At 62.7% G+C, this 20,829-nt stretch carries 19 protein-coding genes; 11 read left to right on the top strand and 8 right to left on the bottom strand.

Features of this window, described 5'->3' with window-relative positions:
• Window positions 1-35: 35 nt before the first annotated feature.
• From ACR0JC_RS03520 to ACR0JC_RS03495, 6 genes are all read right to left on the bottom strand, one after another.
• Window positions 36-1,526, bottom strand: coding sequence for a replicative DNA helicase (locus tag ACR0JC_RS03520; protein ID WP_170338856.1), 1,491 nt, complete (start codon window positions 1,524-1,526; stop codon window positions 36-38).
• Between the two features lie 201 nt (window positions 1,527-1,727).
• Window positions 1,728-2,405: an orotate phosphoribosyltransferase gene (locus ACR0JC_RS03515; RefSeq protein WP_170338858.1), complete on the bottom strand. Its 678-nt coding sequence runs from the start codon at window positions 2,403-2,405 to the stop codon at window positions 1,728-1,730.
• Window positions 2,406-2,551: 146 nt separating this feature from the next.
• A complete protein-coding gene (locus tag ACR0JC_RS03510; RefSeq protein WP_170338860.1) occupies window positions 2,552-3,733 on the bottom strand; it encodes an ammonium transporter in 1,182 nt (393 codons plus the stop codon).
• Between the two features lie 180 nt (window positions 3,734-3,913).
• Window positions 3,914-4,390 carry a CinA family protein gene (locus ACR0JC_RS03505; RefSeq protein ID WP_170338862.1) on the bottom strand — a complete coding sequence of 159 codons (477 nt, stop codon included), beginning with the start codon at window positions 4,388-4,390 and terminating at the stop codon, window positions 3,914-3,916.
• Window positions 4,387-4,884, bottom strand: coding sequence for a phosphatidylglycerophosphatase A family protein (locus ACR0JC_RS03500; RefSeq protein ID WP_170338864.1), 498 nt, complete (start codon window positions 4,882-4,884; stop codon window positions 4,387-4,389). Before ACR0JC_RS03500 ends, ACR0JC_RS03505 begins: the two co-directional genes overlap by 4 nt.
• Window positions 4,881-6,011 carry a bifunctional 2-C-methyl-D-erythritol 4-phosphate cytidylyltransferase/2-C-methyl-D-erythritol 2,4-cyclodiphosphate synthase gene (locus ACR0JC_RS03495; RefSeq protein ID WP_170338866.1) on the bottom strand — a complete coding sequence of 377 codons (1,131 nt, stop codon included), beginning with the start codon at window positions 6,009-6,011 and terminating at the stop codon, window positions 4,881-4,883. Before ACR0JC_RS03495 ends, ACR0JC_RS03500 begins: the two co-directional genes overlap by 4 nt.
• Window positions 6,012-6,163: 152 nt before the next feature.
• Here ACR0JC_RS03495 and dusB point away from each other — a divergent pair, with 152 nt between their 5' ends.
• From dusB to ACR0JC_RS03460, 7 genes are all read left to right on the top strand, one after another.
• Window positions 6,164-7,180, top strand: coding sequence for a tRNA dihydrouridine synthase DusB (gene dusB, locus ACR0JC_RS03490; protein ID WP_170338868.1), 1,017 nt, complete (start codon window positions 6,164-6,166; stop codon window positions 7,178-7,180).
• Complete coding sequence (locus ACR0JC_RS03485; RefSeq protein WP_170338870.1) at window positions 7,177-8,256, top strand: two-component system sensor histidine kinase NtrB; 1,080 nt, start codon at window positions 7,177-7,179, stop codon at window positions 8,254-8,256. The genes dusB and ACR0JC_RS03485 overlap by 4 nt, the downstream gene beginning before the upstream one ends.
• Before the next feature lie 16 nt (window positions 8,257-8,272).
• Window positions 8,273-9,640, top strand: a complete 1,368-nt coding sequence (locus ACR0JC_RS03480) for a response regulator (RefSeq protein WP_170338872.1) — start codon at window positions 8,273-8,275, stop codon at window positions 9,638-9,640.
• Window positions 9,641-9,739: 99 nt separating this feature from the next.
• Window positions 9,740-12,028: a sensor histidine kinase NtrY-like gene (locus ACR0JC_RS03475; protein WP_170338874.1), complete on the top strand. Its 2,289-nt coding sequence runs from the start codon at window positions 9,740-9,742 to the stop codon at window positions 12,026-12,028.
• Window positions 12,025-13,434, top strand: coding sequence for a nitrogen assimilation response regulator NtrX (ntrX, locus tag ACR0JC_RS03470; RefSeq protein WP_480763235.1), 1,410 nt, complete (start codon window positions 12,025-12,027; stop codon window positions 13,432-13,434). The genes ACR0JC_RS03475 and ntrX overlap by 4 nt, the downstream gene beginning before the upstream one ends.
• A gap of 40 nt (window positions 13,435-13,474) precedes the next feature.
• Window positions 13,475-14,047: a helix-turn-helix domain-containing protein gene (locus ACR0JC_RS03465; RefSeq protein ID WP_254430704.1), complete on the top strand. Its 573-nt coding sequence runs from the start codon at window positions 13,475-13,477 to the stop codon at window positions 14,045-14,047.
• Window positions 14,048-14,090: 43 nt separating this feature from the next.
• Complete coding sequence (locus ACR0JC_RS03460) at window positions 14,091-15,272, top strand: MFS transporter (RefSeq protein ID WP_170338878.1); 1,182 nt, start codon at window positions 14,091-14,093, stop codon at window positions 15,270-15,272.
• A gap of 10 nt (window positions 15,273-15,282) precedes the next feature.
• Here the strand turns inward: ACR0JC_RS03460 and ACR0JC_RS03455 are convergent, their stop codons facing one another.
• A complete protein-coding gene (locus ACR0JC_RS03455; protein WP_170338880.1) occupies window positions 15,283-15,762 on the bottom strand; it encodes a hypothetical protein in 480 nt (159 codons plus the stop codon).
• 96 nt (window positions 15,763-15,858) lie between these two features.
• Here ACR0JC_RS03455 and trkA point away from each other — a divergent pair, with 96 nt between their 5' ends.
• The 4 genes from trkA (at window position 15,859) to hflX (ending at window position 20,417) form a co-directional block, all read left to right on the top strand.
• Complete coding sequence (gene trkA / locus ACR0JC_RS03450) at window positions 15,859-17,235, top strand: Trk system potassium transporter TrkA (RefSeq protein ID WP_093962234.1); 1,377 nt, start codon at window positions 15,859-15,861, stop codon at window positions 17,233-17,235.
• A complete protein-coding gene (locus tag ACR0JC_RS03445; protein ID WP_170338882.1) occupies window positions 17,235-18,773 on the top strand; it encodes a TrkH family potassium uptake protein in 1,539 nt (512 codons plus the stop codon). Before trkA ends, ACR0JC_RS03445 begins: the two co-directional genes overlap by 1 nt.
• A 133-nt stretch (window positions 18,774-18,906) precedes the next feature.
• On the top strand, window positions 18,907-19,146 hold the full coding sequence (gene hfq, locus ACR0JC_RS03440) for an RNA chaperone Hfq (protein WP_005982826.1): 240 nt from the start codon (window positions 18,907-18,909) through the stop codon (window positions 19,144-19,146).
• Window positions 19,146-20,417, top strand: a complete 1,272-nt coding sequence (gene hflX, locus ACR0JC_RS03435; RefSeq protein WP_170338884.1) for a GTPase HflX — start codon at window positions 19,146-19,148, stop codon at window positions 20,415-20,417. The genes hfq and hflX overlap by 1 nt, the downstream gene beginning before the upstream one ends.
• A gap of 3 nt (window positions 20,418-20,420) precedes the next feature.
• Here hflX and ACR0JC_RS03430 read toward each other — a convergent pair whose 3' ends face one another.
• Window positions 20,421-20,816, bottom strand: coding sequence for an SgcJ/EcaC family oxidoreductase (locus tag ACR0JC_RS03430; RefSeq protein ID WP_170338886.1), 396 nt, complete (start codon window positions 20,814-20,816; stop codon window positions 20,421-20,423).
• Between the last annotated feature and the right edge of the window lie 13 nt (window positions 20,817-20,829).

Below are 20,829 nucleotides of genomic sequence, written 5' to 3'. Positions count from 1 at the left end.
TTGGGCCGCGGCACATGGATTCGGGCCTGATGGGCTTAGTAGCCTTCGATCTGGCCACCCTGCTGCCAGGGTTTGACAAGGTTGCCAAATCGGGTGAACTGCGCCTCGAAGGACAGCTCGACCGTGCCGATGGGGCCGTGGCGCTGCTTGCCGACGATGACTTCGGCCTTGCCGTGCAGGCGCTCCATCGCCTGCTTCCACTCTTCCATCTTCTCCAGCTCGTGATCGCCGGGCTTTTCGCGCTCTTTGTAGTATTCCTCGCGGAACACGAACATCACCACGTCGGCGTCCTGCTCGATCGAGCCGGATTCGCGCAGGTCGGACAGCTGCGGGCGCTTATCGTCGCGGTTTTCCACCTGACGCGACAACTGCGACAGGGCGATGACGGGAATATTCAGCTCTTTCGCGATGGCCTTCATGCCCATCGAGATCTCGGCGATCTCGTTCACGCGGTTGTCGGACATGCCGCGGCACAGCTGCAGATAGTCGATGACCAGCAGGTCCAGCCCATGCGTCCGCTTGAGCCGCCGCGCCCGGGCCGCCAATTGTGAGATCGGTAGAGCCGGTGTGTCGTCGATGTAAAGCGGACAGGCTTCCAGCGCTTTGGCCGCATCGACGAAACGGCGGAACTCGTCCTCGGTCATGTCGCCTTGACGGATCTTGTGGCTGGAAATTTCGGACGCCTCGGCCAGAACCCGTCCGGCCAGCTGCTCGGCGCTCATTTCCAGCGAAAAGAATCCGACGACGCCGCCGTCCACCGCACCCTCGGTGCCATCGGCGCGCTGACCCCGCTTATAGGCTTTGGCCACGTTGAACGCGATGTTGGTCGCCAGCGAGGTCTTACCCATCGACGGACGCCCGGCAAGGATGATCAGGTCCGACGGGTGCAACCCGCCCAGCTGTTTGTCCAGATCGACCAGCCCGGTCGAAATCCCGGCCATGCCGCCGCCGCGCTGATAGGCCTCGTTGGTGACATTCACCGCCTCGGTCACGGCCTTGAGGAAGGATTTGAACCCCTGTTCGGTCTGGCCCTGTTCGGACAGCTTGTAGAGCTTTTGCTCGGCCTCGACGATCTGTTCCTTGGGCTCACTGGCCACTTCGACCCGCGCGGCTTTGTCCGAGATGTCGCGACCAAGCCGGATCAGTTCGCGCCGGATCGCCAGATCATAGATCATCTGGGCATAGTCATGCACGGCGAAGGCGCTGATCGAGGCCCCGGCCAGCTTGACCAGATAGGCCGGGCCGCCGAGTTCCTTCAAACCCTCGTCCTCGGCCATGAAGGATTTCAGCGTCACCGGCGATGCCAGCGCGTTCTTGGCGATGCGCGCGGCGGCGACCTCATAGATGCGGGCATGGACCGGGTCATAGAAATGCTCGGGCCCGATGATCGAGGCGACCCGGTCATACAGGTCGTTGTTGGTCAGGATCGCGCCCAGAAGCTGCTGTTCGGCCTCGATGGAATGCGGCATGGTCTCGGCGTTCTGAATCTGCGCCGCTGCCTGCTCGATACTGCTGATCTCGTTCATTGCTGCTCTCGCTGTCCCCATGGGACAAAGGTCATATCGCGGCCCCGTGAGTCGGGGCAAATTGTATGTTTTCTGGGGATATGCTGTGCATATCTTCCGCTCCTGTATCCTGCCGCAGGGATCGGTCATTCGTCAACATCTTGTGGATAGGCAGCAAGGCTGACGGCCAGTGTTTCGCGGCCTTCAACAATGGCCGGATAGTCAGCTCTTGTTGGCCTCCTGCCAGCCGCGCGGGTCGTTCAGGAAGGCTTCGACCCCGTCCAGCGTTTCCGCGTCGAACGTGCCCTGCGCCTTGGCCTCGGCCAGAACATCCCACCAGGTGCACAGGTGGTGCAACTGCACGCCATGATCGCCCAGTGTCTTTTCGGTTTCGGGGAAGATGCCATAGTAGAAGATCACCGCCGTATGCCCACAGGTGGCGCCGGTTTCGCGGATCGCGTCCACGAAGGACAGTTTCGAGCCGCCGTCGGTGGTCAGGTCCTCGACCAGCAGCACGCGCTGGCCTTCGGTCATGGCCCCTTCGATCCGGGCGTTGCGGCCATAGCCCTTGGGCTTCTTGCGCACATAGGTCATCGGCAGGGCCATGCGCTCGGCCACCATCGCGGCGAAGGGGATGCCCGCGGTTTCACCGCCGGCGATGTTGTCGAAGGCTTCGAATCCGGCATTCCGCATGACGGTGACCGTCAGGAAGTCCATAAGGGTCGACCGGGTGCGCGGGTACGAGATCAGCTTGCGGCAGTCGATATAGGTGGGGCTGGGCAGGCCACTGGCCAGCGTGAACGGCTCGCGCGCGTTGAAATGCACCGCCTTGATCTCCAGCAGCATCCGCGCGGTCAGGCGGGCGATTTCCGTGCTGTCGGGAAAGGAACTGGGGATCATGGCGGGACCTCGGTGATGAAATGACGTTGCGGGCTGATAGCCTGCCGACCGGTCCGATGTCGAGAGGGGTTGGCCCAAAAGAAAAGCGGACCTCCCAAGAGGTCCGCTTGATGCCCGGATGGGCAGTCGAGTCAGCCAAGGTGGGCTTAGCTGCTCATGTCATAGGCCCGTTCGCCGTGGACCGACAGGTCGAGCCCGTTCGTTTCGGTCTCGGCGTCTACGCGAAGCGGGGTGACAAGCGCAACCACCTTGATCAGCACAAATGTGACAACTGACGTAAAGACACCCACGATCACCAATCCGCCCAGCTGCGCGGTCCAGGCGCCCAGGCCGAAGACGGCGATCATGATGGTGCCGAAAATGCCGCCCACGCCATGCACGGCGAACACGTCCAGCGTATCGTCGATGTTCAGCACGTTGCGGACCACGTTCACCGCCTCCTGGCACAGCACCCCGGCGACCGCGCCGATGATCAGCGCCTGTACCGGATCGACATAGCCCGAGGCCGGCGTGATCGAGGCCAGACCCGCGATGGTCCCGGTGACCAGACCGACCAGCGAGGCCTTGCCGTATTTGATCCGCTCCCACAGCGCCCAGCTGAGCGATGCGGTGGCGGCCGAGATATGCGTGACCGTCAGCGCCATGGCCGCGCCGCCATCCGCGGCCAGCTGCGAGCCGCCGTTGAAGCCGAACCAGCCGACCCACAGCATCGCGGCCCCGATCATGACGTATCCGGGGTTGTGCGGCGGGGTGGTGCGGTTCTTGCGCGGCCCCAGGACCCACGCGATGATCAGAGCGGCCAGACCGGCGGTTTCGTGCACCACGATGCCACCGGCAAAGTCGCGCACGCCAACCTCGCCCAGAATGCCGCCATCGGTCAGGATGCCGCCGCCCCAGATCCAATGCACCACCGGCGCATAGCACAGCAGCATCCAAAGGCCCGAGAAGACCAGCACGAAACCAAAGCCCACGCGTTCCACATAGGCGCCGACGATCAGGGCCGGGGTGATGATGGCAAAGGTCATCTGGAAGGCAAAGAACAGCACTTCGGGCAGGGTACCCGACAGGCTGTCGGCATCAACGCCGTTCAGAAACGCCTTGCCCAGCCCGCCCCACAGGCCTGAACCGCCGTCACCGAAGGCGATTGAATACCCCGCGACCAGCCACAGGATGCTCATCAGGCAGGCGATCGCGAAACAGTGCATGAAAACGCTCAGCACGTTGCGGGCGCGCACCAGCCCGCCATAGAACAGGGCCAGGCCCGGCAAGGTCATGAACAGGACCAGCGCCGTCGCGACGATGATCCAGGCGGTATCGGCTCCGTTCATTGGGCCGTTCTCCTCTTTCCTGAAGCTGCGCCAAGGGGCGCGGTGTGAGTGACGTGCCGTGGGTTCAACCGAACGGGCGCCGAGGAAAAAAGAGGCAGGGTGCGAAAAAGGTGCCTGTTTTGGCGTCCTTTTTCCAAGTGGTGACAAAAAGTGCGCCTTATCCGGGCAAGTGCTAAAAATTTAGGCTAGTTCGGAAAGGCCGTTTTCCAGCAGTTTCAGCGCATGATCCCGCGCCGCGCGTCGGACGTTGGCGCGGCCCGCGGCGCCGAACTCGACGGTTTCGGTCAGGGTGGGGTGGCCTGTGACGGCAAGGCCGAAACAGACCCGGCCCTCGGGCTTGAACTCGGACCCGCCGGGCCCCGCGATGCCGGTGATCGAGACCGCAAGCTGCGCCTGGGAATGCGCCAGCGCACCCTCGGCCATCTCGCGGGCGACCTCTTCAGAAACGGCACCATGGGCCTCCAGCGTCTCGGCACGCACGCCCAGCATGTCCTGCTTGGCGGCGTTGGTATAGGTGACGAAGCCTCGGTCAACCACGGCCGAGCTGCCGGGAATGTCGGTCAGCGCGGCGGCGACCATGCCGCCCGTGCAACTTTCTGCTGTGGCGATCATGACGTTCAGCGCCTTGGCGCGGTCGAGCAGTTCGGCGACGGTCATAAGCCCAGTACTCCATGTGAGATCCCGGCCAGGATCAGAACGCCCACGGCCGCGAACAAGCCCGCGATCACGTCATCCAGCATCACGCCCAAGGGGTCGCCACGACGGTCGGCCCAGCCGACGGGGCCTGGCTTGGTGATGTCGAACAAGCGGAACAGCAAAAACCCGGCGATCCAGCCTGGCCACAGGGCGGTGACCGCGATGTCATGCGCCCAGGCCGGATAAGACACGGCCCAGATAGCGATGAATTGGCCCGCGACCTCGTCGATGACGATCTCTGAAGGGTCGTGATCGTCCTGCCCGGCAGTCATGACGCCCGTGGCCCACGTGCCGGCCGCAAAAACGGCGACGGTTGCGACGGCCAGCAGCGGGAAGCCGCCCAGCAGGTGCAGCGCCAAGGCCAAAGGCAGGGCGGCCAGCGAACCCCAGGTGCCGGGGGCAGGGCGAAGGTAACCGATCCCGCCGACGGTTCCGATCAGGCGCGCCAGGGTCATGGTTTCACCAGACAGGCGGTTGCGATAGCGGCGATGCCTTCCTTGCGGCCGGTAAAGCCCAGCCGCTCGGACGTGGTGGCCTTGATCGACACGCGGTCGGCCTCCAACCCCATGATTTCGCTCATTTTCTGCCGCATCGCCGCAGCGTGCGGGCCGATCTTGGGGTATTCGCAGACCAGCGTGCAGTCGATGTTCGAGATGCGAAAGCCCATGCGCGCGGCCAGATCCACCGCATGGCGCAGAAAGATCTCGCTGGCGGCGCCTTTCCACTGTGGGTCGGATGGGGGAAAGTGCTGACCGATATCGCCCTGCGCCAGCGCGCCATAGATCGCGTCGGTGACGGCGTGCATGCCCACATCCGCGTCGGAATGGCCCTGCAGCCCCCGATCATGCGGGACCTCGACGCCGCACAGGATCACGTGATCGCCCGGCCCGAACCGGTGCACGTCATATCCGTTGCCCAGCCTTACATCCATGTCTGACCTCAATATCCTTTCGGCCCGGGCAAAATCCTCGGGCCGTGTGATTTTCAGATTGTCCGCGTCGCCCGGCACGATGGCCACGTTGATCCCGGCGGCGCGGGCAACCTCGACATCATCGGCGGCCCCACCGGGATACACCGCATGCGCGGCGACGATGGCGTCATAGCGGAACCCCTGCGGCGTCTGCGCGGCAAACAGGCCCGCGCGATCTCGGGTGCCGGTCACCTGATCCTCGGCCCCGGTCCACAGCGCATCGGTGACCGGCAGCCCCGGCGCCGCAGCGGCGTGGGTGTCGAGGGCCGCCAGCACGTCACCAATGACCCGCGCGCTGACACAGGGCCGGGCGACGTCATGGATCAGAACCTTGCTGACGCCGCGATCGGCCAGCGCCTGCAGCCCGTTGCGCACGGACTCGGCGCGGTCGGCGCCGCCGGGCGCAAGAATCAGGTCGCTGTCGGCGAATTCCGTCCAGGCCTCGGGGTCATCGGCGGACAGGACCAGCACGACCAGCGGCACCTGCGCCTTGATCCGTTCGATCGTCCAGTCGGCCACACGCCGCCCGGACAAGGGGCGCCACTGTTTGGGCTGGCCCCCTCCGGCGCGCAGGCCGCGCCCGGCGGCGACGATGATGGCGGCGGTTGTCATGTTTGAATTTCCGACCTTCGTTTGGCTTCCGTGTTTAGGCGGCGGTGAAAGCAGAGGCAATCACTCGCGGTAAGCTGATTAAAAAATGGGCATATGATGATTTTGCGGGCTTGTTGGTCGCGGATTTGTTGTTCATACGCCCCGTATTCGATATGAAAACCGCAATTGCTCAAGGATTAGGCACGTTGACGCTGCGCATTGCCGAGAAAACTTTGACCCCGCCGGTTCTGCTGGCGCCGATGGCCGGAATCACCGACCGGCCGTTTCGCGACCTCGTCATGCGGTTCGGCGCCGGGATGGTGGTCAGCGAGATGGTCGCCAGCCAAGAGATGGTGCAGGCCAAGCCCGGCGTGCGCGAACGGGCCGAGTTATCGGCGGATGTGGAAAACACCGCCGTACAACTGGCCGGGCGCGACGCCTATTGGATGGCCGAGGCCGCACGGCAGGTTGCCGACCGGGGCGCGCGGGTGATCGACATCAACATGGGCTGCCCGGCCAAGAAGGTAACGAACGGTTATTCCGGCTCGGCCCTGCTAAAGACGCCCGATCACGCCCTGACCTTGATCGAGGCGGTCGTGGGCGCGGTGGACGTTCCGGTGACGCTCAAGACCCGACTGGGCTGGGACGACACGCTACTGAACGCGCCGGACGTGGCGCGGCGGGCGCAGGAGGCCGGCGTTCAGATGGTGACGATCCACGGGCGCACGCGCTGTCAGTTCTACAAGGGCGAGGCGGATTGGGCCGCGATCCGCGCGGTCAAGGATGCCGTCAGCATTCCGGTCGTGGCCAATGGCGATATCACCAGCCCCGAGCGTGCGCAGGCAGCGCTGGAGCAGTCGGGCGCGGATGGCGTCATGGTGGGCCGCGGCGCGCAGGGCAAACCGTGGCTGCTGGCGCAGATCGCGCACGAGTTGTGGGGGACGCCGGCGCCAGAGGTTCCCGAGGGCGACGACCGGGCTGACATGGTGCGGGCGCATTACGAGGCGATGCTGGGCTTCTACGGCGCCGATCTGGGTCTGCGTGTCGCGCGCAAGCATTTGGGCTGGTACATGGACGAGGCTAGAACGCCGGCGTTGCTGCGCCGCGCTGTCCTGACCTCGCGCGATCCGGCCGAGGTTCTGCGGCTGATCGGCGACGCGTTGGCGGAAAATGCCGAGGTGGCAGCATGATTTCGGATCAGGTCATCTGGGCCTCGCTGCCGGTTCCCGCCTTCATCATCGACCCCGAGGATCGCATCGCCGACGTCAATTCCTCGGGTGAGGGGTTCCTGAACGCCTCGCGCAAATCGGTGGTCGGGCATCCGGTCTGGGACCAGATCGCCGTGGACGCGCCGTTGGAAGAGGCGTTCACGCGCGCCCGCGAGCAGGGCACGCCATTGTTCGTTAATGACGTGGACGTGGGCTCGGGCAATCGCGCGCCGCTGCAATGCGCGCTGCAGATCGCGCCTCTGCTGGGGCATCCGGGGTCGATGATCATGATCGTCTCGCCGCGCGAACTGGCCAGCCGCATGACCCGCGGCAACACGGTCAAATCGGCGGCGCAATCGGCGATCGGCATGGCCGAGATGCTGGCGCATGAAATCAAGAACCCGCTGGCCGGGATCACCGGTGCCGCACAGTTGTTGAGCATGAATATCGGCCCGCAAGACCTTGAGTTGACGGATCTTATCGTGGCCGAGAGTCGCCGGATCGTGAAGCTGCTCGAGCAGGTCGAGCAGTTCGGAAACCTCTCGCGGCCCGAGTTCAAGCCGGTCAACATCCACGATGTTCTGGACCGGGCGCGCCGCTCGGCGCTGCTGGGCTTTGGCGCGGACATGACCATCGTCGAGGACTACGACCCGTCGCTGCCACTGGCCTATGGTGACCCGGATCAGCTGTTGCAGGTGGTTCTGAACCTGCTCAAGAACGCGTCCGAGGCCGCCGGCCCCGAGGGCGGAACGATCCGCCTGCACACCTATTTCGAACATTCCTTCCGTCTGCGGCGTAGTGACGGCTCGGGGCACTCGCTGCCGCTGCAGATCGAGATCATCGACGATGGCCCGGGCCTGCCCGAGGACATCCGCGGCGATATTTTCGACCCGTTCGTATCCGGCAAGGAAAACGGCACCGGCCTTGGCTTGGCGCTGGTCAGCAAGATCGTGTCCGACCACGACGGTTGGATCACGGCCGAGTCGGTGCCGGGGCGGACAGTCTTCCGGCTGTCGCTGCGCCGCGCGCCGCGCGAGGCAGGGCAGGACAAAGAATAATCAAGGAGAACACCAGATGGATGGCACGGTACTGGTTGCAGATGATGACAGAACGATCCGGACGGTTCTGACCCAGGCCCTGACGCGGGCGGGCTGCAAGGTGCATGCGACCTCGTCCCTGACGACGCTGATGCGTTGGGTCGGCGAGGGCAAGGGCGACGTGGTGATCTCGGACGTGGTCATGCCCGATGGCAACGGGCTGGAAATGCTGCCCAAAATCGCGCAGGACCGGCCGGGCCTGCCGGTGATCGTGATCTCGGCCCAAAACACGATCATGACGGCGATTCAGGCGGCCGAGGCGGATGCCTATGATTACCTGCCCAAACCGTTCGACCTGCCGGACCTGATGAAGCGCACCGCCCGGGCGTTGGACCGCAAGCAACGGGTTCAGATCGAACCTGCGGACACATCCGAAGACCGCCCCGACGAACTGCCATTGGTCGGCCGGACCCCGGTGATGCAAGCCCTGTACAGGTTGGTTGCCCGGGTCATGAACACCGATCTTTCGGTCATGATTTCCGGTGAAAGTGGCACGGGCAAGTCGTTGATTGCGCGGGCAATTCACGATTTCTCAGACCGGCGGACACTGCCCTTTGTGACTGCTACTGCAGCGGACCTGCGCGACCTGGAGGGTCCGGCCCGGGTCATGGCCCGGGTGCGCGGCGGTACCTTGCTGATCGACGAAATTGCAGACCTGGACGATGAAATCCAAGCCCGGATCGTGCGGATGATGGATACGCCCGGCGACCACGTTCCACGCTTCATGGCGACCAGCCAGTCGGACCTGACCGAGGCGATGGAAAGCGGGAGGGTGCGGCAGGACCTTTATTACCGCCTCTGCGGTGCCACCATACATGTGCCAGCCTTGCGCGAGCGGGTCGACGACATCCTGTTGCTGGCCGAGCATTTTCTGGCCCGCGAGGAACGCGAAAACGGCACAAAGCGGCGGTTGGGCCCTGACGCGATCGAACTTGTGCGCCGGTATTCCTGGCCCGGCAACGTGCGGCAACTGGAAAACGCGATCCGCCGGCTGAGCCTGACCAGCCGATCCGACGAAATCACCAAGTCCGAGGTCGAGGCCGTCTTGGGCAGTCAGCCCGAGGCCGAACCACTGCTGAGCGGGAGCGAACGAGAGAAACTGTCGTCGTCGGTTGCGCGGCATCTGCGGCGTTACTTCGACCTTCATGGAAACATGCTGCCGCCACCGGGGTTGTACCAGCGCATTCTGCGCGAGGTCGAGGCACCGTTGATCGAAATCGCTCTGGATGCGACCGGAGGAAATCAGGCAAAATGTGCTGATTTGCTGGGGATCAACCGGAATACGCTGCGCAAAAAAATTACTGATCTCGATATTCAGGTGACACGTCGACGCAAACTGATGTAATCTCGCCACACAAACCGTGGCATCCGGGCACGATCCCGGAAAAGACCACGACATATGGCGGTACGCCGCGAAAGCGGCACATCAGGATGAGGGCAGACGGTGGTATCCCGGGCACAGAAACGGCCGGCATTAACCCTGAATCGGTGGCGTAAGTCCCGGAAACTGCGCAATTTCGGCACCTTGGGGCTGGTTGTGTTGGGGCCGGTCCTGACACTTGCGACCTACCTTGTAATCGGGCCGTTTGACCTGGGTGCGAATGCCCCCACGCTTCGGCTGATTCTGCTGGCAGACCTTGTCTACATTCTGGTCGTGGCGGCCCTGGTTCTGGGGCAGTTGGGCAATCTTATTGCGGCGCGCCGGGCCAAATCGGCGGGCTCTCGCCTACACCTGAGGCTGATCGGTGCGTTCACGCTGTTGGCGCTGGTGCCCACGGTGACGGTTGCGATTTTTGCCGGTCTGACCGTGAATATCGGGCTTGAGGGATGGTTCTCGGACCGGGTCAGGCAGGTGGTCGGATCTTCGCTGACGGCCGCCGAGGCCTATGAACAAGAGCACGAACAGGGTCTGACGCAGGATGCCACAGTTCTTGCGCGGTTTCTTGACAATGCACGCAAGCTGGACTTCTACATCTCGGATGCCGAGCTGCGCGAGGTGCTGGCCCAGGGGCAGGCACAGATTCAGCGCGGACTGCGCGAAGCCTACGTGATTGACGGCAGTGGTGAAATCCGGGCCCGCGGAGACAGGTCTTATCTGTTCAACTACGAACCGCCGAAACCCGAGCAGTTGGAGCAGGCCCGAGAAGAGGGTCTGTTGATCATCGCGGACTGGCCCAACAACGAATTTCGCGCTCTGGTGCCGCTGCGCGCCTATCTGGACCGATACCTGTATGTCAGTCGCGCCGTAGATGGCCAGTTGTTGACCCTTTTGGATGACACCAAGGAAACCGCGCAGTTCTATCAACAGTTGGAAAACGAACGGGGCAGGGTGCTGTTCGAGTTCGGGCTGCTGTATCTGGGGTTTGCGGTAATCCTTATTTTGGCGGCCGTTTCGCTGGGTATGTGGTTCGCCGAGCGGCTCTCGCGCCCGGTTGGTCGTCTGACCACCGCCGCGCAGCGGGTCGGGGCCGGTGATCTGGACGTGCAGGTCATCGAGGAGGCCAGCGACGACGAAATCGCCATGCTGGGGCGCTATTTCAACCAGATGACCCGGCAATTGAAGGCGCAGCGGGGTACGCTGCTTGAAAACACCCGCCAGATCGAAAGCCGCCGCCGACTGTTCGACTCGGTGCTCAGCTCGGTGACTTCTGGCGTTGTCGGGGTGGATCCGGATGGTCAGGTGACATTCGTCAACCGATCGGCCGAGCGCTTGCTGGACTGGAAGGGCCATGAGCAACAATTGGCAATCGGCATCGCCGTGCCCGAGTTCCTGCCTTTGTTCGAAGCGCTGAAAGAAGGCAACCAGGAAGCAATTCAGGACGAAATCAAGGTCACCCGCAAGGGACAGCTGGAAAACCTGCTGGTCCGGATGGCAACCCGGCGCGGCGAGGACGGCAGGCTGGAAGGTTACGTGGTCGCCTTTGACGACGTGACCGATCTGGTCAGCGCCCAGCGTATGGCGGCCTGGGGTGATGTGGCCCGCCGCATCGCGCATGAGATCAAGAACCCGCTGACCCCCATTCAGCTGAGCGCCGAACGCATCCGGCGGAAGTTCGCGCGGAAACTGGATGAAGAGGACAGCGCCAGCCTTGAATCCATGACCGACGTGATCGTTCGCCAGACCAGCGATCTGCGCCGGATCGTCGACGAATTCTCGAAGTTTGCCCGAATGCCCGAGCCCGACCAGCACGAGGAAGATATCGCGGGCCTGGTGCGCGAGGCGGTTCTGCTGCAGCAGGCCGGTCAGCCAGACGTTCAGATTGACGCGGAGATCCCGGACCAGCCAGTATTGGCCGATGTGGACGCGACGATGCTGAACCAGGCGCTCACAAATCTGATCAAGAACGCCGGCGAAGCCATCGAAACCCTGAAAAAGAAGGGTCCGCCCGACAACCTCAGCCCGCAGATAAAGGTGCGCCTGTCCACGGATGACGACGGAACACTGATTACCATCGCGGACAACGGCATCGGGCTGCCCGAAGACCGGGCGCGGCTGTTCGAGCCATATGTGACCACGCGCGACGAAGGGACTGGCCTGGGCCTGCCCATCGTCAAGAAAATCATTGAAGAACACGGCGGTACGCTGACCCTTGAGGATGCGCCCGTGTTCGACGGACAGGACCATTTTGGCGCAATGGCCGTGATCCGGTTGCCGAAGGCCAACACGGCCCCGGTCGCAGCGCCGCAAAAGCAGGCAATTAAAACCAAAACACTGAAAGCAGGCCAAAGATGAGTGACATTCTGATCGTAGATGACGAGCGCGATATTCGCGAACTGGTGTCCGACATTCTGGAGGACGAAGGATATTCCACCCGGCTGGCCGGCAACTCGGACGAGTGCATGGCCGCGATCAACGCAGAACCACCCGGGCTGCTGATCCTGGATATTTGGCTCAAGGACAGCCGCATGGATGGAATCGACATTCTGAAGGCGGTCAAACGCGACAATCCGGATGTTCCGGTGGTGATCATATCGGGGCACGGAAATATCGAAATCGCCGTCGCGGCGATCAAGCAGGGGGCATATGATTTCATCGAGAAGCCCTTCAACATCGACCAGTTGATGGTGGTAATCCGCCGCGCGATGGAAACTTCGCGCCTTCGTCGCGAGAATGCCTCGCTCAAGCGCAAGGAAGTCAGCAATTCCGACATGATCGGCAAGTCGGCTGCGTTCCGCGCGATGCTGAGCCAGTTGGACAAGGTGACCAAATCCAACGGTCGGGTGATGCTGCGTGGTCCTGCTGGATCGGGCAAGGAAATCGCCGCGCGCTACATTCATGCGCACTCGAACCGGGCGAACGCGCCCTTTGTCACGGTCAACTGCGCAGGGGTCGAGCCCGAACGCATGGAAGAAGTGCTGTTCGGCCGTGAATCCGCCGAGCGTGGCGTTGAGTCCGGTCTGCTCGAACAGGCCCATGGCGGTATGGTCTATTTCGACGAGGTTGCCGACATGCCGTTGGGCACGCAGTCCAAGATCCTGCGCGTCCTCGTCGATCAGCAGTTTCAGCGGGTGGGTGGCTCGGACAACGTCCGTGTCGATCTGCGTGTGATCTCTTCCACTAACCGCGACCTTGAAACCGAGATTGCCGCGGACCGGTTCCGCGAAGAGCTGTATCACCGCCTCAACGTCGTCCCGATCGCGGTGCCGTCCTTGGAAGAACGGCGCGAAGATATTCCTGTCCTAGCCAAGCATTTCATCGAGATGTGCAACGAAACCCAGGGCCTCCCCGTGCGCGAGTTGTCGGAAGAGGCCGTGGCTCTGCTGCAGACCATGAGTTGGCCTGGCAACGTGCGCCAGTTGAAGAACCTGGTCGAGCGGGTTTTGATCCTTGGTGATGGCACCGGACCGATCGAAGCGCGGGAATTGCCGAATGAAGAGGAAAAGGCCGACGATTCCGGCCGGGTCGTGCTGTCGGGCGCTTTGGCAACGCTGCCACTGCGCGAGGCACGAGAGGCGTTCGAGCGTGAGTATCTGCTGACCCAGATCAATCGCTTTGGCGGCAATATCAGCCGCACGGCCAGTTTCGTTGGAATGGAACGCAGCGCCCTGCACCGAAAGCTGAAGTCGCTGGGTGTGGTGACGTCGAACAAGTCGGGGGCGCGGGTGGCGCAACTGGACGAGCCTGAACCGGCGGAGTAGGGGCCGGCCACACCGGCAGGACAACGGGAGGCGCCCGGCCATGACGCTAGCGATGATCCAGCAGGGATTTCCCGCCTTTGGTCGTCGTCTCAAACGGCTTCGGCGGGCCACCGGGATGAAGCAGGCGGCGCTTGCACATGTGATGCGGGTCGATCAGGCCACGGTGTCGCGCTGGGAAAACGGGGTCCAGACCCCAAGCCCTGAACAACAATCTGCGGTTTTCACGGCGCTTTCGGATCACCGCGCCGATGATGCAGCACTGAAGCGGCTTGTCGGTAGTTCGCAAGCCTGTCTGCATCTGGTGGACGAAGCGAGCCATGTTTGTCTGGCCTATTCACCCAGCCGCGCACGGGATTGGTCAACCAGCCAGCACTCGTTGTTGGGGGTATCGCTGTGGCAGTTTGCGACCGACGAGATCCGCCAGGCCGAAATGGAGCTGACGGACGAGGGTTGGTGGGACCTGCAGGTGCCAAATCCCAAAGCATTCATTACTTCTCAGGCCGTGCACGACCAGATCACCATCAGCGCAGGCCAAATCGTATGGGAGCGGCTGTATCTGGCCGATGGAACCCCTGTGCGCTTGGTCAGTGGCACGCGCGTACGCGCCGCATAATATATGCGTTCACCTCGCCGGGGGGCGAGGGTAGAACGCGGGTGTGACTCAATCATTTCGCATATTTCTGCAGGTGATCCTGTTGTGGGTGGCCGGACTGGGCGCGGCCACGCAGTTCGCCAAGATCGCCGTTGCCTTCGACGCGGTTGGTGCATTGTACCCAGGCTATGGGGATTCGATCGGCTGGTTGTTGTCGATCATCAGTTTGATGGGCGCCGTGCTGGGGGCCATGTCAGGCGCCATTACCGCGCAGTTCGGACCGGTCCGCCTGCTGGTGTTCGGTTTGCTGCTGGGCGGCGTTGTATCGGTGTTCCAGTCCACCATGCCTAGCTTTCAAGTGATGCTGGCCAGCCGGATCATCGAGGGCGTTTCGCATCTGGCGATCGTGGTTGCCGCTCCGACGCTGATCGCACAGATCACACGCGGAGCCGCGCGCAATGCCGCCATGGTGTTGTGGAGTTCTTTCTTTGGAGTTGCCTTTGCGCTGAACGCTTGGTTCGGTCTGCCGATGATCCAGCGTTTTGGATTGGCGGATTTCTTCATGGGCCACGGGTTCCTGATGGCGCTGATTGCAGGACTGGTCGCCCTGTTTCCGCCAAAGGTTCCGCCCATCGCGACGGAACGGCAGGGGTGGGGGCTGGGGTCCATCCTGAAGACGCATCTTGAAACCTACCGCTCGCCCCGCATGGCAGCACCGGCGATCGGATGGTTCTTCTACACTCTGACCTTCGTGTCGTTGCTGGCGATCCTGCCCGGCCGTATGCCCGAAGATCAGTCGGTTCTTGTAGCCAGTCTGATGCCGCTGGCAGGTATCGTGCTGTCGTGGATCGCGGTGCCCGTGCTTTTGACGTTCCTGACCGCGGTCACGGTTGTAAATCTTGGTTTTGCGGCCGGGATGGCTGCCCTTGCCCTGCTGTTTTTCGGAGCGCCTCTGCCCGTTGTTGGCATTGCGCTGTTTGCGGTGTTGGGCCTGGTGCAGGGCGGCAGTTTCGCGGCGGTTCCTCAACTGAATGGCTCGGCCCGGGATCAGGCGCTGAGCTATGGGGCGATGGCGCAGATGGGAAATGCGGGCAACCTGCTGGGCACACCTGTTCTGCTTGCAATCCTTTGGCGCGCTGGAGAAGGCTCGATGTTCGTGGCTGTACTTGTATTTTATGCAGCCGCCATCGCAGCACATCTGTTCCTGTCACTCCGCCGGCGATCGTCACCCGACGATCTGGGCTGAGGTCAGTCGGTCAGCCCGGCAACCCCGGCGTGATGATCTGGAATGACCCGTCGTCGAATTTGACGAAACAAGAGGTCGTGCCCAATGGTGGCAGGACGGTTGTTCGGGTCGGCGGAACGCCCGATTTGACCGACTGTTTGCAGGGCGGCAGGCTGATGGGGCGGTATCCCTTCTTGGCCATGCACTGCGCCTCGACCGTGTTTCGCAGCCCCTGATTTACATCTACGGTGTAAACGCGGCCCGGCTCCCACCATCCTCCGGTGCGGTAGCATCGCCCGCGCCCGTCGCAATAGGTGCGGCCCGGCCAATAGGTGGGCGGGCTTTGGCGAACCTGATTTGCAACCGGTGCATCCTTCAACGCCTGCACTTGGCATTCGGTCGTTTCTGCCTGCATCCGCGAGACGCTTTCGCCTTCGCGATAATACATCGACAACGGCCCGCATCCGGCCAGCAGGGCAAGGGGAACAAGCAATCGAAGCACTGTTTTCATTCGCTTATCTTGCATCACACAGGCCGTCATGACAATTCGATTGACCGCTCTGTGGGCATCTGTCATTCAAAACGCTCAGGCAGAAAGGCCAAAGGCATGAAGGTCATCATTTGTGGCGCCGGCCAGGTGGGCTGGCAGATTGCTCGGCACCTTTCGGGCGAGTTGAATGACGTCACCGTTGTGGACAACAACCCTGACCTGGTACGCCGAGCGACCGAGACGCTGGACGTTCAGGGCATCGCCGGCTTTGCCAGCTATCCCGACGTGCTCGAGCGGGCCGGAGCCCGTGACGCCGACATGATCATCGCCGCGACCCATTCTGACGAGGTTAACATGGTCACCTGCCAGATGGCGCATTCGGTGTTCTCGATCCAGCGCAAGATCGCGCGGTTGCGGTCGAAATCCTACCTCGAAGCGATCCATCGCGACCTGTACCGCCGCGACCATCTTCCGATCGACGTGGTGATCAGCCCCGAACGTGAAGTGGCCGCCGCAGCCATGCGCCGCCTGTCGGCGCCTGCGGCTTTTGACACAGAACTGTTCATGGATGGCAAGGCGCAGCTTCTGGGCATTCGGATCGCCGAGGATTGCCCGATCGTCAACACGCCCTTGCGCCAACTGACAGACCTGTTTTCAACGCTCAGCGCCATCGTGGTGGGTATTCGCCGGGACGGAACGCTGTTCGCGCCGGAATCCGAGGACCAATTGTTCGTCGGTGACGAATGCTATGTCTTTACCAGTGTCCAAGACGTTGATCGTACGATGGAGGTCTTTGGTAAATCACAGAAGAAGCAGGATCGCGTGGTAATTGTGGGCGGCGGAAACGTCGGCCTTGAAGTCGCCCGGACGCTGGAAGAACGCGAGGGCCGCATCCGTGCAAAGGTTATCGAACGTGACCGGCGCTGTGCGGAACTGGCTGCCGAGTCGCTGGAGCGTACGATCGTTCTGAACGGCGACGGCCTGGATTCCGCGCTGTTGAGCGAAGCGGGGATCGAGCGCGCGGACGCGATGCTGGCCGTCACCGATGACGACCGGACCAACATGCTGGCTGCCGTGCGCGCCAAAGCCGAAGGTTGCCCGCTGGCGATTGCGCTGATCAACGACCCCAGCATGGTGGCCCTGATGGGGCCGTTGGGGATTGACGCCTATATCAACCCGCGGGCCACGACCGTCAGTTCGATCCTGCGCCATATCCGGCATGGTCGGGTGCGACAGGTCTATTCGATCGGCGATGCCGAGGCCGAAGTGATCGAGGCTGAAGTGCTGTCGACCTCGCCAATGGCCGGGCAGAAACTGCGGGACATCGACTTTCCCGAAGGCGTCCTGGTCGGCGCGGTGCGCAAGGGCGACGAGGTCCTGCGGCCCACTGGCAGTCTGCGGATTGATGAAAAGGACGTGGTTGCGATTTTCGCAATGGCCAATGATGTACCCGAGGTCGAACGCCTGATGCAGGTTTCGATCGACTTTTTCTGATGGCTGTCGCCCGCGCACCCAAAATCAGCGTTATTCGGCGGCTGCCGCTGTTTCTGTTGATCACGGCGGTTGTGTCCCTGGCCATGTGGATCCCGGCAATCTACGCCCTTGCCTTGGATGACCACCCCACGTCGCGGTCGTTCTTCTATTCGGGTTTGGTGGGGCTGTTCCTGGTCACGATCGTTGGCCTGGCGACGGCCAGCCGGCAGCCGCGGCGCGGAACCTTGGGGCAGTTGGCGGTCCTGCTGGGCTCGCTGACGGTATTGCCGCTGTTTCTGGCCGTTCCGGTCCATGACGCGTTGGGGAACACGACCTTTCTGAACGCCTATTTTGACATGGTCAGCGCCATCACCACCACCGGAGCGGACCTGTTTCCCGATCCTGAGCGCCTGTCGGCGCCGGTTCACCTGTGGCGGGCACTCGTCGGCTGGATGGGTGGGCTGCTGATGTGGATTTCGGCGGCTGCGATCCTGGCGCCTCTGTCGTTGGGCGGGTTCGAGATTACCGCGCGCGGACAGCCGGGCCGCCCGGTTTCTGGCGTAGCCCAGAGCGAAAAGGTCGACCCGCGGGGGCGACTGCTCCGTGTGACGGCGACATTGACCCCGGTTTACGCCAGCCTCACAGCGGTAATCTGGGTCTTGCTGTTGATCGCCGGAGAAAAGGGCCTGACGGCCATCTGCCACGCAATGTCGGTGATGGCGACGTCCGGTATCTCGCCAGTGGGCGGGTTGGAAGGGTCCACCGCCGGGATCACCGGCGAGGCCATCCTGTTTCTGTTCCTTTTCTTTGCCCTGTCCCGCCTGACGTTTTCGAAGGACACCGCGACGACCGGCTATTCCCGGCTGGACCACGATCCGGAATTCCGGATCGGCCTGATGATCGTCGTTGGCGTGGCGGCATTGTTGGTATTCCGGGTGCTGGCCGGGGTTGCCGGGATCGGCGGGCAGGTGACGGGCCTGCAAACGCTGAACGTCATCTGGGGCATGTTGTTCACGGTGATGTCGTTCCTGACGACGGCCGGGTTCGAAAGCGCTTATTGGAACGACGCGCAACAGTTGTCCGGTCTGGGAACACCGGGGCTTGTGCTGATGGGGCTTGCACTTATCGGGGGCGGGGTCGCCACCACCGCCGGCGGGGTCAAGCTGTTGCGGGTCTATGCGCTTTACCTGAATGGTGCGCGTGAACTGGACAGGCTGATCCACCCGTCATCGGTAAGCGGCGCAGGCGGTGGCAACCGCCGCATCCAAAGCCAGGGCGCGTTCATCGCGTGGGTCTTTCTGATGATGTTCGCGCTGACGCTCGCGTTGCTTGATGTCGTTCTGGCTGCCGAGGGGGTTGGGTTTGAACGCGCCATGGTGCTGAGCGTCGCGGTGCTGAGCACGACCGGTCCGTTGATCGAACTGGCCACCGATCTGCCGATCCGTCTGATCGATCTGTCGGCCGGAGCCAAGCTGACCATGTGCGCCGGGATGGTGATCGGCCGGCTGGAGACTCTGGCGATCATCGCGTTGATCACTCCGGCCCTGTGGCGGGATTGAACCGGCAATTCGGGCCTTCACGTTACTGCCTGATTTTTCATCTGGAATATCTCTGCGCGTCACTCCATACTCGCGCGGAGGGAGCGCGTTGGTCCGCAGCGCGTAAGCAAGAACAACGGCGAGATAACAAAATATGGCTTCGGACAGACAGAATCTTCAGGACGCGTTCCTGAACAATGTACGGAAAGCAAAGGTTCCCGTTACAATTTTCCTGATCAACGGCGTGAAATTGCAGGGTGTCATCACCTGGTTCGACAATTTCTGCGTATTGTTGCGCCGCGACGGACAGTCGCAGCTTGTCTACAAGCACGCGATCTCGACCATCATGCCGTCGCAGCCGATCAACCTGTATGAGGGCGAAGACGCCTCTTGATGGAACATGACCGGAGGCGCACCCGGGCTTGGGTGCTGCATCCCGATATCAAGTCAGATGACCAGCGCCGCGACCCCGTTCCGGCGCTGGAAGAGGCGGTGGCTCTGGCTGCCGCCTTACCCGATCTGGATGTGATCGGGTCCGAGATCGTACGCCTGCCGCGGGCGCAGCCCGGCCTGCTGTTCGGCAGCGGCAAGATCGAGGAATTGGGCGCGCGTTTTGCGGAAAACGAGATCGAGCTGGTTCTGATCGACGGGCCGGTCACCCCGGTTCAGCAGCGCAATCTGGAGAAGGCGTGGAAGGTCAAGATCCTCGACCGGACGGGGCTGATTCTGGAAATCTTCTCGGACCGCGCCCGCACGCGCGAGGGTGTGTTGCAGGTCGAGATGGCCGCGCTCAGCTATCAGCGCACGCGCTTGGTGCGGGCCTGGACCCACCTGGAACGTCAGCGCGGTGGGCTGGGCTTTGTCGGCGGACCGGGGGAAACCCAGATCGAGGCCGACCGGCGCGCGATCGACGATCAACTGGTGCGCTTGCGCCGCCAGTTGCAGAAGGTCGTGAAGACACGGACGCTGCACCGCGCCGCGCGGGCCAAGGTGCCCTATCCGATCGTGGCGCTGGTGGGCTATACCAACGCGGGAAAATCGACGCTGTTCAACCGCCTGACCGGGGCCGAAGTCATGGCCAAGGACATGCTGTTTGCCACGCTGGACCCGACCATGCGCCGGATCGAACTGCCCGACGGCCCCGAGGTGATCCTGTCGGACACGGTGGGTTTCATCTCGAACCTGCCGACCGAACTGGTCGCGGCGTTCCGGGCCACGCTCGAAGAGGTTTTGGCTGCCGACCTGATCGTGCATGTGCGCGACATCAGCCATCCCGAGACCGAAGAGCAGGCCGAGGATGTGCGTACGATCATGGCCTCGCTGGGTGTGGACGATACCCGCCCACAGCTTGAAGTCTGGAACAAGATCGACCTTCTGTCCGACGAAGACCGGCAGGCCGTGCAGGCTCGGGCCGAGCGCGATCCGGCGGTGTTCCCGATCTCGGCCGTGACCGGTGAGGGCATCGACCCGCTGCTGTCCGAGATCGCCACGATCCTGCAGGGCGTGCGCCGGGAAGAGGTTCTGAAACTGGGGTTCGCCGACGGCAACAAACGCGCCTGGCTGTTCCGGCAGGACGTGGTGCGCGGCGAAAAACAGACCGAGCACGGGTTCGAGATCACCGTTCTTTGGACCGACAAGCAGGCCAACCAGTTCGCGGGCCTCTGACGATCAGGCCCCGTCGATCTGGCTCTGATGGTCGTCGGCATCGAACCAGCCCAACGACGACTGGATTTTGTACTCTGCATCCAGCTCCCATTCTTCCCAGCCGCGCGTGATCACCGCATTGCCGGTCTGGGCATGGTGCCCTTCGAGGGTCCAGACGAAGATGGCGTGGGGACCGGCCCATCGCAGCATGTCGCAGCGCACTTCAAGATCGGGAAAGTCGGTCTGAAACCCACGCGCCATCTCTGCGATGGCCGCCCGCCCGACGATTGGGTCGCCGCGATTGATCGTGATCTGCCCGTCCGACGTAAAGAATTCGGCCACGGCATTGGCGTCACCCGAGCTCCAGGCGATGGCATAGTCGCGGGCTAGGTTGTTCAGGGTATCGCGCAAACTGGCCATGATTTTCCCCCTC

It is taken from the genome of Ruegeria sp. CH5, from assembly GCF_056537025.1.
This window is presented reverse-complemented; position numbering and strand designations above follow the sequence as displayed.

Excerpts from the sequence above, each read along its gene's own strand:
- ACR0JC_RS03510 (WP_170338860.1), bottom strand. The coding sequence starts at position 3,733 with ATGAACGGAGCCGATACCGCCTGGATCATCGTCGCGACGGCGCTGGTC.
- ACR0JC_RS03500 (WP_170338864.1), bottom strand. The coding sequence starts at position 4,884 with ATGACCCTGGCGCGCCTGATCGGAACCGTCGGCGGGATCGGTTACCTT.
- ACR0JC_RS03480 (WP_170338872.1), top strand. The coding sequence starts at position 8,273 with ATGGATGGCACGGTACTGGTTGCAGATGATGACAGAACGATCCGGACG.
- ACR0JC_RS03445 (WP_170338882.1), top strand. The coding sequence starts at position 17,235 with ATGGCTGTCGCCCGCGCACCCAAAATCAGCGTTATTCGGCGGCTGCCG.
- hflX (WP_170338884.1), top strand. The coding sequence starts at position 19,146 with ATGGAACATGACCGGAGGCGCACCCGGGCTTGGGTGCTGCATCCCGAT.
- dusB (WP_170338868.1), top strand. The coding sequence starts at position 6,164 with ATGAAAACCGCAATTGCTCAAGGATTAGGCACGTTGACGCTGCGCATT.
- ACR0JC_RS03520 (WP_170338856.1), bottom strand. The coding sequence starts at position 1,526 with ATGAACGAGATCAGCAGTATCGAGCAGGCAGCGGCGCAGATTCAGAAC.
- hfq (WP_005982826.1), top strand. The coding sequence starts at position 18,907 with ATGGCTTCGGACAGACAGAATCTTCAGGACGCGTTCCTGAACAATGTA.
- ACR0JC_RS03485 (WP_170338870.1), top strand. The coding sequence starts at position 7,177 with ATGATTTCGGATCAGGTCATCTGGGCCTCGCTGCCGGTTCCCGCCTTC.
- ACR0JC_RS03455 (WP_170338880.1), bottom strand. The coding sequence starts at position 15,762 with ATGAAAACAGTGCTTCGATTGCTTGTTCCCCTTGCCCTGCTGGCCGGA.
- trkA (WP_093962234.1), top strand. The coding sequence starts at position 15,859 with ATGAAGGTCATCATTTGTGGCGCCGGCCAGGTGGGCTGGCAGATTGCT.
- ACR0JC_RS03505 (WP_170338862.1), bottom strand. The coding sequence starts at position 4,390 with ATGACCGTCGCCGAACTGCTCGACCGCGCCAAGGCGCTGAACGTCATG.
- ntrX (WP_480763235.1), top strand. The coding sequence starts at position 12,025 with ATGAGTGACATTCTGATCGTAGATGACGAGCGCGATATTCGCGAACTG.
- ACR0JC_RS03515 (WP_170338858.1), bottom strand. The coding sequence starts at position 2,405 with ATGATCCCCAGTTCCTTTCCCGACAGCACGGAAATCGCCCGCCTGACC.
- ACR0JC_RS03430 (WP_170338886.1), bottom strand. The coding sequence starts at position 20,816 with ATGGCCAGTTTGCGCGATACCCTGAACAACCTAGCCCGCGACTATGCC.
- ACR0JC_RS03465 (WP_254430704.1), top strand. The coding sequence starts at position 13,475 with ATGACGCTAGCGATGATCCAGCAGGGATTTCCCGCCTTTGGTCGTCGT.
- ACR0JC_RS03495 (WP_170338866.1), bottom strand. The coding sequence starts at position 6,011 with ATGACAACCGCCGCCATCATCGTCGCCGCCGGGCGCGGCCTGCGCGCC.